Annotated in this window: 4 protein-coding genes; 1 reads left to right on the forward strand and 3 read right to left on the reverse strand. The window is 58.6% G+C overall.

Translation table 11 applies throughout. The annotated features are described in order from the left end of the window. Positions 1–14: 14 nt before the first annotated feature. The 3 genes from H043_RS0127905 to H043_RS0127915 form a co-directional block, all read right to left on the reverse strand. Positions 15–614 carry a hypothetical protein gene (locus H043_RS0127905; RefSeq protein WP_027614556.1) on the reverse strand — a complete coding sequence of 200 codons (600 nt, stop codon included), beginning with the start codon at positions 612–614 and terminating at the stop codon, positions 15–17. Positions 615–626: 12 nt separating this feature from the next. Then, positions 627–1,211: a papain-like cysteine protease family protein gene (locus tag H043_RS0127910; protein ID WP_027614557.1), complete on the reverse strand. Its 585-nt coding sequence runs from the start codon at positions 1,209–1,211 to the stop codon at positions 627–629. Positions 1,212–1,473: 262 nt separating this feature from the next. Then, a complete protein-coding gene (locus tag H043_RS0127915) occupies positions 1,474–1,749 on the reverse strand; it encodes a hypothetical protein (RefSeq protein WP_027614558.1) in 276 nt (91 codons plus the stop codon). A gap of 445 nt (positions 1,750–2,194) precedes the next feature. Between H043_RS0127915 and H043_RS0127925 the strand changes: the two genes are divergently transcribed. After that, complete coding sequence (locus tag H043_RS0127925) at positions 2,195–15,124, forward strand: hemagglutinin repeat-containing protein (RefSeq protein ID WP_027614560.1); 12,930 nt, start codon at positions 2,195–2,197, stop codon at positions 15,122–15,124.

Consider the following 15,124-nt stretch of genomic DNA (forward strand, 5'->3'; position numbering starts at 1 on the left):
ATGCGCAGGGTTTGTCAGCTCCCCAACTGTCCGCTGGTGTCTGCGTCAAAGCGCTGTTTGGCGCGATCTGCCGCCGGTTTGAGCTGCGCGAGCAACGCGGCTTCGCTGTACAGCCGCGAGTCGCCCAGCTCTTTTGGCGTCGGCTCAATCGGGATCAGCACATCTTCACCGTCAGCGTGCAGCCAGATCGCCACGACGTGCAGTGCCGAGACAAACAGCAGCCGCAGTTCAACGCTCTTGCCCTGCAATTGCGGCGCCTGTTCCGCCAGTTTCAACGCGCCCACGGTGTCGGCGGCCCGGGTGCCGTGGTTCAGCGAAGCGAACTCGACATGGCCACGCACCTCGGCCAGTTGCGCATCGGCAATGCTTACGCCGTCGGCAAACACCAGGTAATGCCAGTCGCCGATACGTGCGTCTTTCAGACCCTTGCCTTGGCTCAGGTCGTCGAGTGTCAGCGAGTAGCCGCGATAGGCTTCGCTGAGGCTGACTTTGGCCGGTGTCGCGTTGGCGAACTGGCGGTTGATGCCGAAGCCCTGGTTTTGCAGCGCGGCTTGCAGCACCGGACGCAAAGTCTGTACGCCGTTGGAAGGCGCCTTTGGATAAGTCAGTTGCATGATGTCGCCCTCCTAGTTTTTCGCGGTGAAGTAAGTGTGAGTCCAGTTGCCGCCGCCGTTGTACGAACCGGGGAATGAGTTCAGCGCGCGGGTCGAGTAACCGTAGATCGAGTCGGCGATCAGCACGTAGTTGCCGTTGGTGCCGTAGATCGCCAGGAAGTGCGCGCCACCACCGTACCAGGCACAACGCAGGCCGACCGGGCGACCCATGTTGATCTGGTTCTGAATGGCCGACATCTGCAGCGAACCCTGATTCATCCCGTTATAGCTGCGGGTGGTTTGCAGGGCCGAATCCAGATAGCCGTAGACGTTGCACGGCCCCGGCTGGCTGCAGCAATTGCGGTCCAGTTGGGTGCTGGCGACGCCGCACTGGGTCCATGAACCGGTGCCGTAGTAGTTGCCGACCGAAGCGGAAACGGCGGCCCAGCACCAGTTGGTCTGAGTCTGTTTCTGCATCGTGAAGTTAAGGTTGGCAGCGGCCAGTACCGCCGTTTGCGCAGTGGCTTCAACCTCGACCAGTTGCGGGTCGATCAGGTGGCCAACAAGGCACCTTGGCAGGCTCTCGCCGGTGAACGATGTTGCTTGAGTGGTTAACATTTTTTCAGTCCTCCATGAATGAAAACAAGCGTCCAGCTTGTGATTGTGTTGCGGTATTGCCGAGCGATCGGTGGGTAACGGTTTTCATCTGCGATGAACGGTGCCGATCTCCTTGCTCGATGTAACCTTAGTCTGGATATGCGTTTATGCAAGAAAATAAATGCACAAATGCATTTTTAAGATCAAAAGATCGCAGCCTGCGGCAGCTCCTACAGGGTCTGGCGTAGGAGCTGCCGCAGGCTGCGATCTTTTGATCTTGCTTTTAGCTGTCGGCTTTTTTCTCGGCCGTGCCCAATTCCTTCAAGCGCTGATCAATCAACTGGCACTTGTCCGGCAGATCGGCACTGGCCGTGCCCAGATCCATTTTCTGCAGCTCGGCGTTGATCTCCTTGGCCTTGGCCGGATTCTGTTCGGTGAGCTTGGCCACTTCCTTGGCCAGTTGTTCGCGTTTAGCGGTGGCCTCTTCTGGTGTGCAGGCCCAGACCGGCAGGGCGCAGGCGAGAGTGGCGGCGAGGGTGAGCTTGAGCAGGGTTTTCATGGGGGCAGGCCTCCGTTCCGGGTAGGGCGGGTTGATCGGTGGAGGGTTTCGGGCGGTGAAAAGTTCAGTTCCAGTGTTTTTACCAGTCCATTTAGAGTGACCGAACGGTCGCGATCTTCCCCTGAAAAGCAGACCTCTTGAGGAAAAGCCACGGGTTAGAGAGGTTGTTGTAAAAGACGCTGTACGACTTATTGACGCCAGAATGATGGCAATCTACCATCGCGCCATCACATTGATATCAAATTGTGATTTCGAGGGATCGAACAAACTATTCGCCAGCGGTTCTGCGATCGTTTTTGCCACGCTTTGGACGTTCTGACCGAGGCGCGCATTTATCCCCCTTTTTGCTTGTTCTCTCACCTGGCCCCGTGTTTTGGCCAGGCAGGGATCGCTTTGCCTGTTGATTACCCAGACCTCACTCGCCTGTCGCAACGAGAGCTCAAACATGGACGTTCGCCAATACGCCTTCCTCGCTGGTCAGCCTTCTGCTGACGTGAAAACCCGTGAGCATTTCTGGGGCATGCCCAAGCGCGGGCTGGCGTTCCTGCTGGCGAACGTCATGTTCTGGCAACCGATGTGGGCGCAGGCCGACGGCATTGTCGTGGCCAACCCGAACACCGCGCTGGATCGGGCCGGCAATGGCGTGCCGATCATCAACATCGCCACGCCCAACGGCAGCGGGCTGTCGCACAACCAGTTCCACGATTACAACGTCGGCGCGCAGGGCGTCATCCTCAACAACGGCTCGACGCAAACCTCGAACACCCAGTTGGCCGGGCACATCATCGGCAACCCGAACCTGAAAAACAGCGGCTCGGCGCAAGCGATTCTCAACGAAGTCATCAGCGGCAACCCAAGCCAGTTGCGCGGTTACACCGAAGTGGCGGGGCAGTCGGCGCGGGTGATCGTGGCCAACCCCTACGGCATCACCTGCAACGGCTGCGGTTTCATCAATGCGCCACGGGTCACGTTGACCACCGGCAAACCGGTGCTGGACAACGGTCGCCTCGATCGCTTTCAGGTCGATCAAGGCTCGGTCGCCATCGAAGGCGCCGGGCTTAACGCAACCAATATCGACCGCTTCGAAATCATCACCCGCACCGCGAAGATCAACGCCGAGATCCAGGCGAAAAACCTGACCATCGTCGCCGGGCGTAACGACGTCAACGCTGAACATCTCAGCGCCACGGCCCGCGCCGATGATGGCAGCGCCAAGCCGCAACTGGCGATTGACTCTTCGGCGCTGGGCGGCATGTATGCCGGGGCGATCAAACTGGTCGGCACCGAGGCCGGGGTCGGCGTGAAGCTCGACGGTAAACTGATCGCCAGCGGTGGCGATATTCAGCTTGATGCCAATGGTCAATTGAGCCTGGTTGATACCTCGGCCACTGGCGCGGTCAACGTCAAGGCGGCCAGCCTTGATGCGCGCGGCCCAGTCTATGCCGGCACCGCGCTCAATGTGCAGACCCAAGGCAATCTGACCAACCGCCAGACCCTGGCTGCCCGCGACAGTATTGCCCTGAGTGCCGGTGGGCAATTGACCAACGGCGGTGTCATCGAAGCCGGGGTCAACGCCGACGGCGGGCGCAACGGCAACGGTGATCTGAACCTGAGTGCGCAGAACCTCGACAACACTGGCAAAAGCCTCATCGCCGGCCGCAATCTGACAGTCAGCACTGCGCAAACCCTGAGCAACCAGGGCGGCACCCTCAGCGGACAAACCACGGCGATCACGGCGGGCACGCTGGACAACCGCAATAGCGGACGCGTACTGAGCGGCGGCACGATGAGCCTGAATGCCGCTCAAGTGCTGAACAACAAAGGCGTGATCAACAGCCAGACCAGACTGACCGGCAACATCGGTCAATTGATCAACCGCAATGGCGAACTCAGCGGCCAGACCGACGCAGTGCTGACGGTCACTTCGTTGGATAACGTCGCCGGCGTGATGACCGCCGGGCAGTTGCTCGACATCACCGCCATCAGTGCGATCAACAACAGCAACGGCGGTCGGATCGGCGCCAGACAAGCGCTGACCCTGCGCGCACAGCAATTCGACAATAGCCAGCAAGGCCAGTTGACCAGTGAAGGCACGCTGACCACGCGCATCAGCGATCGCCTGGACAACCAGAACAAAGGCCTGATCCAGGCCAACGCAGCGATGGACGTGCAGGCCACGCGCCTGGATAACCGCGCCGGCAAAATTTCCAGCCTCAACACCCTGACGGTTACCAGCGCCAATACGGACAACCGCAGTGGCACGATTCGCGCTGATCAGGCGGCGAAACTGCTGATCAGTGAACTGGATAACGGCGACAAGGGCCGCGTTGAAAGCAAGACAACGCTGACGTTCGAGGGCAACACGCTGGACAACCGCAATGGCGGTCTGCTCACCTCGACCGGTTTGCTGAGGCTCAAGGCCAACAATGTCACCAACGATGGCGGACGGATTTCCGGCAAGGGCGATGTCGACGCCAACATCGACAGCCTGAACCAGCAGGGCGGTGAACTGGTTGCCGAAGGCAACCTGTTGCTGACCGGCAAGACGCTGCAGAACCATCAGGACGGTCTCGTCGGATCGCTCAAGACCCTGACGGTCAACGTCGACCAGATCGACAACCGCGGCGGCTCGCTCTCCAGCCAGCATGATCTGCACATCAACGGGTCGCGCCTGGACAACAGCGAGGGCGGCAAGGTGTTGTCCGACACCACGCTGGAGGCGAAAGTCGCGCAGATCATCAACGCCAGCAACGGCCTGATTTTCAGCAAGGGCGCGAGCACCCTGAGCGGCACCGGGTTGAGTAACGTCGCAGGGCGGATCGTCAGTCAGAACAGTCTGGGGCTGACCTTCGACGGCGCGATGGATAACCAGCAAGGCCTGATCAGCAGTGAAGGGCAAATGATCCTCAGCGCCGACAGCCTCGACAATCGCTTGGGCAAACTGTCGAGCCTTGAAGCTATGGCGCTGACCGCTACCGGCGCGGTACTGAGCCAGGGCGGCCTGATCGTCTCGCAGAAAGGCCTGACCTTCAAAAGTGGCAGCCTGGATAACAGCGCCAACGGCATCATCAGCGCCAAGGCCGATTCGACCCTGACCACCGGCGAGTTGAAAAACCGTCAGAGCGGCAGTATCGCCACCGATGGCACGCTGTTGTTGACCGCCGGGCACCTGGACAACTCCGGGGGCACCATCGGTAGCCAGCAGAAACTTCAGGCTTCACTGACCTCGCTGGAACAGGACGGCGGCGAGCTGTTCAGCAACGGCGACCTGACCCTGGACATGAACAACGGTCTGCTCGACAACCAGCGCGGCAACATCCATACGCCGGGCCAGTTGCTGCTGAAAAACCTCAAGGACGTCAACAACAGCGCCGGCGAAATCTCCGCCGCCAAGGCCTGGGCAGTCAACGCACAAAGCCTCAACAACGATGGCGGCAAATTGCTCAGCAATGAAAAGCTCAGCCTCACTATCGAGCGCGCCCTGAGCAACGTTAAAGGTATGATTGCCTCCGCCAGTCTCGACAGTCGCAGCGACAGTTTGAACAACACCAGCGGTGACATCCGTGTGCGCGGTGATGTCGATTTCAGCGTCACCGGCATGTTTGATAACCAGAACGGCGTGGTCATCGCCGACAACGGCCTGACGATCACCGCCGCCAATCTGGATAACCGTCAGGAAGGCCTCATCGGTTCAACAAAAGCGCTGAAGCTCAGCGTCGACCGTATCGACAACCGCAGCGGCGAACTGTCGAGCAAGGCCGATGTGAGCCTGATCGGCGCCTGGCTCGACAACAGCGACAGCGGTTACATGCTCGCCGGCGGCAATCTGGCGCTGACGGTTAATGACGTCATCAACCGCAACAAGGGGCTGCTGTCCGGTGACAGCGGCTTGACCCTGACGGGCAAGACCCTGGAAAACAGCGGACGTCTGACCAGCCAGAAAGATATCGCAATCAACCTCTCTGCGGGGCTGAACAACGGGCAGGGCAGTGTCGTCGGTGAAGGGGCTCTGGCGATCAACGCCGACAGCCTCGACAACAACGCCGGCACGGTCTCCAGCGCTAAAGCGCTGACCATCGACACCCGTGGCGCCGTCAGTAACCAGGGCGGCAAACTGCTGACCGACACCGACCTGACGCTCAACAGCAGCGCGCTGGATAATCAGCAACAAGGCGCGATCAGTGGCAAAGGCAAACTGAGCATCACCACCGGCGACCTCAACAACAGCCAGGCCAGCATTTACTCCGCCGATCAACTGCACATCACGGCCGGCCAGGTGACCAACACCGCCGGCAGTCTCGGCGCGGCCAATTCGCTGGTGGCCAATGTTCGTGGTCTCGATCAGCAGGGCGGCAGGCTGTTCAGCAGCAATGCTGATGTCAGCGTCGATCTGAACGGCGGCGCGTTGAACAACCAGGGCGGCGTCATCAGTGCACCGGGTCAGTTGTTGTTGAAGAATCTGGCTGACGTAAACAACCGTGGCGGCGAGATTTCCAGCGAGCAGGCTTTCGAACTGCTCGCCAAGTCATTGGATAACAGCGGCGGCCAACTGCTGAGCAATCAGAAACTCACCCTGCAGATCGACAACGCGCTGACCTCGATCAAAGGCAAGATCGCGGCGGCGGCGCTGCAGGTTCGCGCGGCGAGTCTGGATAACAGCGGCGAGGGTGTTTTGCTCAGTGACAGCGATATCGACGTCAAGGTCGATGGCCTGCTGAACAACCAGAACAAGGGCAGCATCAAGGCCGCGCAACAACTGACCCTCAACAGCACCGGCCTGAATAATCAGGGCGGCACGCTGGTGGGTGTTGCGGGCGTGGCGATCGATCTGGGCGCCACCGCACAGGATCTGAATAACCAGGACGGCCTGATCAGCAGCAAGGGTTTGCTGAGCATCGCCCACCTGCGTGACCTCAATAACCAGAACGGCGTGATCAACAGCAAAGGCGTGTTGAGCATCGATGCGCTGCGCAATCTGAATAACCAGAAGGGCGAGATTTCCAGCGTCAACAGCTTCAGTTTGAAAGGCAACAGCCTGGACAACCGTGGCGGCAACCTGATCAGCAACGATCAGCTGACCCTGACCGCTGCCGAGCTGAAAAACCAGGGTGGTCTGGTCTCCGGCTGGAACGGCGTGATTGTCACCGGCGGCACCCTCGACAACAGTCAGCAAGGCAGTGTTTCCAGTCTGCTCGGCAACACCAGCATCGACCTCAGTGGCGCGCTGACCAACCACAGCAACGGTGGCGTGGGCGCGAAGGGCGAGGTGAGCATCAAGGCCGCGAGCCTCGATAACAGCAACGGCACTCTCAGCAGTGGCGGCAAGCAGACGCTGACGCTGACCGGTGGCACGCTCAGTAATACTTCCGGCGGCTTGATCGAGAGCGGTGACACGCTGGATGTCCGCGCTGTAACGCTGGACAACAGCGGCGGCAGAATTACCGCGAAAAAAGCCCTGACCTTCACCGGCACGCAACTGAATAACAGCCATGGCAGCTTCGTTGGCGATGACAGCGTCAGCCTCGACCTGCTCGGCGCTCTGACCAACGTCAATGGCGCGTTGGGTAGCAACGGCCCACTGCTGATCAAACGCTCCGCCAGCGTCGACAACCGCGGCGGGCAACTGATTAGCCAGACCTTGCTGAACCTGCTCACCAGCGGTGATCTGAACAACAGCCAAAGCGGCACCGTGTCGGCCAACAGCCAACTGGATCTCACCGTTGGCGGCACTCTGCACAACGACACCGATGGCCTGATCTCCAGCCGCGATGCCGGGGTGCACCTCACCGCTGCGGCGCTGAACAACGCCAAGGGCGCTGTGCAAAGCATGACTGCACTGACCGTGAATGCGGGCAGCGGCGCCATCGACAACCAGGGCGGCAAGATCATCGCCCAGAACGGCGACCTGACCCTCACCGCCGCCAGCCTCGACAGCCGTGGCGGTGTGCTGTCGAGCCTCAAGGGTTTGCTGCAGACCCGCCTGACTGACGTGTTGCGCAACGGCCAGGGCGGCAAGATCGAAGGCAGCCGCCTCGATCTGCGCGCACTCGGTGGTATCTACAGCGACGGCGGGCGTATCGCCGCCAACAGCGGTGACATCCTGCTCGATGCCGGTGTCGGCACGCTCGACAACAGCGGCGGCGGGATCTACGCCCGGGGCAAGGTGAAAGCCACCGCCGGCTCGATGAGCAACAACGCCGGCCAGATCAGCGGCAATGGCATCGACCTGGGCGTCAACGGCAACCTCAGCAACCGCAGCGGCCTGATCGAAAGCGCTGGCACACTGACGATTCGCGCCGCCAACCTCGACAACCAGGGCGGCAAACTGCGCGCACTGGGCGCTGGCGGCAAAACCGATTTCCAGATCGGCAGCCTGTTCGACAACCGCAACGGTCTGGTGGAAACCGCCAACAACGACTTCAATCTCGCCACGCCGAGCCTGCTCAATGCCGGCGGCTCGATCACCCATGTCGGCGTCGGCGAATTCGGCATCTCGACCGCCAACGTCATGAACGCCGGCGGCTCGCTGGTGACCCTCGGCGGCCTGACGCTGAACGCGGACAGCTGGACCAACAGCAGTGTGATTCAGGCTGGGCGGTTGACCGTCAATGTCGGCAATTTTGTGCAGACCGCTAGCGGGCAGTTGCTGGCGTCGAACCTGTTGGTGGCGCGTGGCGGCAACTGGACCAACGAGGGTTTGATCGCCAGTGATGGTGGCATGGACTTCCAGATAGGCGGGACTTACGGCGGGAATGGTCGTGTCAGCAGCTTGGGTGACATGACCTTCAACGCGGCGCAACTGGGCCTCACCAGCGTCGCCAGCATCGGCAGTGGCGGGCAGGGTAACTTCAACATTGGCGGGCTGTTGAACAATGCCGGAGGTCGACTGACTTCCAACAACGGCCTGACGATCAATGCGGGCGCCGTGAGCAACACCGGTACGCTGGGTGCCGCGCAGGACCTGACGATCAGGACGGCTAACCTGGTGAACGACCACGGGCTGGTCTTCAGCGGCGGCAACATGAATCTGCTGGTCAATGATTTCACCAACCAGACCGGGGACGTTTACAGCATTGGCAACCTGACGATTGCCGGTATGGCTGGCGGTCGTGCGAACAGCGTCAACAACCTCGCGGCTTCGATCAATGTGGACGGTGATTTTTCGCTGTCGGCCAACAGTTTCAATAACAAGACTGAAGGTGTGATTGGCGAGGAGAAGTTTCTCTCCGGCGACATTACGTTCAGCGGTACCACGTTCTACGTCAACGAGAACTTTGAGTCGACTTCGAAGATCACCGGGCCGCAATCATCGCTCTCGGTGGCTGGCAATCTGACCGCGAATGTTGGGGCCTTCACCAACACGGCGTCACTGATTTCCGCGGGCAAGAACATCACTCTCGACGTTGATAGCTTCGATAATTTCGGCTTGCAGTCGGGCACCTTTACACGGATGCGCACCTACAAACTCGGCGGGCTTCCAAACAAACCCCAATCGAGCTGGGTCAGCACGGATCTGCAGGCTTATGCCGACCGAAACTCAAAAAATCAATATGACTATATTGATAGCTGGCACGAGCCTGACAAGGGCGGGATGCATTGGGATTACCAGGCGCTGAACAAGCAATTGCTCAACAAGGTCAATACCAAGTTCGGCATCGGGCCCGAGGTCGCAGTGCCGGCACAGATTCTGGCAGGCGTGAAGCAGCGCGATGACCGGGTTTTCACCAACGGCGGCGGCAGTGTTCCTTCGATCATTCAGGCCGGACAAGCGGTACAGATCAACGCCAAGACCACCATCAACAACGGCAACCTGAACCCATATACAAACTTTGACGGCACCACTAAGGGCGGTGCCGATACCGGGGTGAAAAACGCGGCCAAACCGACGGTGGTTTTCTTGAACCCGCAGTTGCCGCCGGATCTGGCGCAACAACAGGTCAACCCGCTGGCACTGCCAGGCTTCACGCTGCCGACCGGTGACAATGGCCTGTTCCGTCTCAGTGGCAAGGGCGGCACGGAACAAGCGGTGGTTGCCGGCAAGGACTGGACGATTGGTTCCATAGCCGCAAGTACTACAGAGCGCTCCGATGGCATGCCGGTCAGGCACGCCACTGACTTGCAGTTCGACAAGAACGATCCGGTCTCGGTGAAAAACCGAGAGCTGGCATTGGCCAGTCGCCCATCGTTGAACCTCGACGACAAGACGGCCGTGATCAATGTCAACGCAGCCGCGGGTGACGGGCCGGTCGGCGTGCTGTTGCCCAATCGGGGAAGCGCCTCATTCAACGTTCCGCGCGTCCAGGGCTTGCCTGACACCAGCGTGCGCTCCAATCCGCACAAATACCTGATCGAGACCAACCCGGCACTCACCGATCTCAAGCAGTTCATGAGCTCGGACTATCTGCTCGACAAACTGGGGTACGACCCGGACAACAGCGCCAAGCGTCTGGGCGATGGCCTGTTTGAACAGCGCCTGGTTCAGCAGGCTGTCGTTGCCCGCACCGGCCAACGTTTCATCGACGGCCAGACCTCCGACGAAGCGATGTTCAAGTACCTGATGAACAATGCTGTCGCCAGCAAGAATGAACTCAACCTGTCGATGGGCGTGACATTGACGGCGCAACAAGTGGCGGCATTGACCCATGACATCGTCTGGCTCGAAGAGCACGAAGTGAATGGCGAGAAGGTGCTGGTGCCGGTGCTTTACCTCGCCCAGGCGAATAACCGTCTGGCACCCAACGGTGCATTGATTCAGGGCGGTGACGTGACTCTGATCGCCGGTGCGGACCTCAATAACGCCGGCACGCTTCGCGCCTCGAACAACCTGTCGGCCGAAGCCGGCAACAACCTCACCAACAGCGGTTTGATCGAAGCCGGTGAGCGTCTGACGCTCAAGGCTGGCAACAACATCGTCAACAAGGGCGGCGGCGTTGTTTCGGGCAAGGACGTCAGTCTGACGGCCACCAACGGTGACGTGATCAACCAGCGCGATGTTTATGGCTACGACACCAACTATGGCGGCACGCTGCAGCACCGCGACGTCCTGAACAACGCGGCACGGATCGAAGCGGCCAATGATCTGACGATCAATGCCGGGCGTGATATCAGCAATATCGGCGGTGTGCTGAAAAGCGGTGGGGACATGACGCTTGATGCCGATCGCGACGTGAACATCACCTCGGTTCAGGATCGCCGCACGGATTCACGTGGCAGTAACTTCCTGAATCAGACCATTACCCAGCACGGCGCTGAAGTGACGTCCGGAAGGGATCTGTCGATCAGTGCCGATCGGGATGTGGAGGTCGTGGCCAGTCGGCTGGATGCCAAGCGCGATCTCAGCGTCGATTCAGGCCATGACATTGTCATTACTTCGGCCGCCGACGAGAGTGACTACGTCTCGCGCAGCAAGAAGCGCGCGAACGAAACCCACAGCATTACTCAACAGTCGTCGGTTTTAAATTCCGGGCGCGACATTGCCCTGAAGGCAGGTAACGATCTTGGGATTATCGCCAGCCGGATCAAGGCCGAAGATGATGTCAGCCTCGACGCAGTACAGGATATTACTGTCGCCTCGGCCAAGGACGAGAGTTCCGCTTACTACTACAGGAAGAAAAAAGGCTCTTTTGGTCGAAGCAAGACGACCCAGACAGAAAGCTATGAAAGTGAAAACGTCGCGTCAGTGATCGACGCGGGCCGTGATCTGACCGTCAACGTCTCAAGGCGTAAAGACGGCGACCTCAGTCTTGATGGCGGTCGTAACGTTACCATCATCGGCAGCCAGATGAACGCCGGTAATGATCTGTTTGTCGGTGCGACCAACGATGTCGCGGTGCTTTCCGCTACGGAGGAGTCGGGCAGTTACAGCAAAAAAACCAAAACCGGCCTATTCGGCATGTCCGAAAGTGGCAGCAGTCATTTGCAGACATCGGTTACCCAGGTCGGCAGTGAGTTGAACGCTGGTCACGATACGGTGGTTCTCGCCGGGCGCGATGTTCGCCTGAACGCCAGTGAAGTCAACGCCAAAAACGACGCTGAACTACACGCTGGCCTGGTGGACAAGGAAGGCGATATCACCCTGTCTTCCGCCGATGATCAGGCCTACAGCCGTGCCGAAGAGTACAAAAAGAAACTGGGCCTTTCGCTGAAGGACGCAATCGGTTGGGCTGCCGGAACGCCGGGCTTTGGCGCGGACATGACTTTCGCCACCTCCCACAATGGAGGACGGGAAGTTGTCAGCTCCGAGAGTATCGGTAGCCAGGTCAATGCCGGGCACGATGCCATTCTCAATGCGTCGCGTGACATCAATGTCATTGGCAGCGGCATCAGTGCCGACAACAATGTTTCGCTCGACGCGGGTCGCGACGTCAACGTGGTCGCGTCCATCGACAACCAGCGCAGCAGCAGCTGGGAGACAGACAAGACCGTTGGTATCAAACAGACCATCGACAGCAATGCTTTCACCACCTTCGCCGGTAGTGAAACCATTCAACATGGTGTCAACAGCAAGGGCTACACCGCGGCGGGCAGTTCCATCGATGCGGGGATTAACATTACCGTAAACGCCGGTCGTGACATCAATCAGCAAGGCTCGGACTTGACGGCGGAGAACAACATCCGCCTCAAGGCCGATCGCGACATCAACATCGATGCCAAGGAGGAGGCCAGCGAAGTCACCATCCGTGACAGCATCAAGCGCAACGGCATCACCGTGACCACGGCCTACAACATCGGCAATACGATGGATGGCCTCAAAGGCACTGGCAAAGGTGAGGACGGGGTCAGCAAGGGCTCAAGTGTTCTGAAGTCGGTTGATACGCTGGATCAGTTTTTCAGTGGGCCGAAATTTGACGGCCATATCGGTGGATCGAGCGTCAGTTCAAACCAGACTCAAACGTCGGTTACTCAACGTCCGTCGACACTTTCTGCAGGCAATGACATTTCGCTGGACGCTGGCAACAACGTCAACGTTAGCGGTAGCCAGTTCAATGCCGGCCGTGACATCAACGTCAAAGGCAAAGACATTACCTTTGATGTCGCGCACGGTTCAGAAAGCAGCGACGGGCATTCAACCCAGAGCAAGGGCGGTGTCAAAGGGGGCACCACCGGCGGCTTCAAACTGGGCGTAGGTGTCAGCAATGCCGGCACTGCAGACACATCCACGCAGGGCACCTCGACGGCAACTCAGTTGAACGCCGGTGGCAGCATCAACCTTGACGCGAAAAACGACCTGACGCTGATCGGCACCCGGGCCACCGCCGAGCGGGATATCTCCCTCAAGGCCGGTAACGATCTGAATATTCTCTCGGCGCAAAACGCCTACGAGAGTTCGCATGATCGGCGCAGTTGGGGCGCGGAGGGCGGCATCATCGCGGGCCAGGACGGCTTCGGGATTTATGGTTCGGCGAATGTGGGCATTGGCGATCTCAACCGTGAGGGCGTCAAGCAGCAAGAAGCCTATCTGTATGCCGGCAACAAACTGGGCTTCGAAAGCGGTCGCGATACCAATATCGCTGGCGCGACTTTGCGTGGCGACGAAGTCATCGGTGATGTCGGTCGTAACCTGACCGTGACCTCTGTGCCGAACACCGGCAAGGTCGAAGGCAAGGAGTTCGACGCCAGCCTGACGGTTGCGGTCAGCTTCGGTGCAACGGTCAGCGGTTCTTTGGGTTATGGCGAAACCAACGGCAAAACCAACTGGGTCGACAACCAGACTGTTATCAGTGGCAAAAGCAAAGTCGACATCCGTACCGAAAAACATACGCAACTCGATGGTTCGGTAATCAGCGCCGACAACGGAAATCTGAAACTCGACACCGACACCCTCGGCTATCGCAACATCACCGGTAAGGATAATGAGCACGGCTACTACCTTAATGTCAGTGGCAGCTATGGCGGTGGCGGTGGCTCCCAGGCCGACAAGCCAAACAAAGGCATGGAAGGCGAGAGCAAAAATAGCTGGGCAGTTGAAGGCTACAAATATGACAAGGATCGCCAGCAGACGTTGAACGCCACGGTGGGCGAGGGACAGATTGTTGTACGTAACGACAAGACTACCGGGCAGGATTCCACGGCAGGTCTTAATCGTGATGTGAACAAGGCGTATGAAATCACCAGGGATGAAGAACATCGCACGACGCTGTATGCGAGCAGTTCCTCCATTGATGCCGTTAGCCATCCGCTGGAGACGCTTGAGCGTTGGGGCGATAACGTCATCAACTTCAAGAAGAACATGCTCGATCAAGCCAAGGCGGGCGCCAGCTTTCTGCAAAACCTGAATCAGGCGATCAATGCTCAGCTTGTTGACATTGATGATGTTTCTCCAACGCTGATCACTGAGTTGGGCAAAGAGCGCGCTCTGGCAGTCACCAAGAACTTCGTTCGACAAGGGCTTGATCCCAACCAGATAAAATCATTGCCTGAGACAGTTTTGAAAGGGCTGTCCGAGTTCGCGAAACAAGCGGCTGATTACGAAAAGCTGGTAGAAAGCTGCACCGCAAACAACACCTGCCCACAAATGACGGCTGATCCGTCAAGCGGCCCAGACAAACCTGGAACAATGACGCTGCCGCCTATTCCGGTTCCCGCAAACCTGATCACTCATGGTCAGTTGGCATTGAATCAAGTTCTGGACTTGATTGATCTCACGAAGGATATGCCGACCGAGAAAATTCAGGCCACCGTTATTGCTGTACAGGCAGTCATGGGGCCGATGAAGTTTCTGTTGAGCATGACCGCCAATGGATTACTCAACGCCGCGTATGGCGACAAAATTGACGAACTGAAAGATCTGGCAGCCATCAAGTTGGCCGCGAAATTACTGGGTGAGAAAGAGGAGGACCTGACGAAGCTCCACGAGACTGCCAAACAAGAGCACGAAGGGGGTAATGAGGAATACAAATACGATGGTGATGGGTATGTTGTCGCTACCCGTTTCCTGATCGATGCGGTACTTGGGGAATTCAAGTCCATTGGGATGAAGGCCGTCACGAGAACGGTTGCCGTCGTCAAAAAGGATCCGGCAGATGTATTGGGCGGTCCGCACAAAGACACCAGCAAGCCAGTAAACGACGGGCTGGACTCGCACCATTGTCCTGCTCAGAAATGCTACAAAGGCGCGCCAATCAGCAGTCGTGATGGTCCTGCCATCAAGATGGATCCAGAGGATCACAAAAACACCGCGAGTTTTGGTCGTTCCGAAGAAGCCAAGGCTTATCGGGACAAGCAGCAAGCGCTGCTCGAAGAGGGTCGCCTGATGGACGCTATTCAGATGGACATCAACGACATCAGAAGTAAGTTTGGCAATAAATATGATGAAGGAATAAAACAAATGTTGGAGTATGCCTCCAAACTAGATCCGAACGATTTCAGGAGGTAG

The organism is Pseudomonas sp. URIL14HWK12:I6 (assembly GCF_000514195.1).
In the GTDB taxonomy this organism is placed as follows: Bacteria; Pseudomonadota; Gammaproteobacteria; order Pseudomonadales; family Pseudomonadaceae; genus Aquipseudomonas; species Aquipseudomonas putida_A.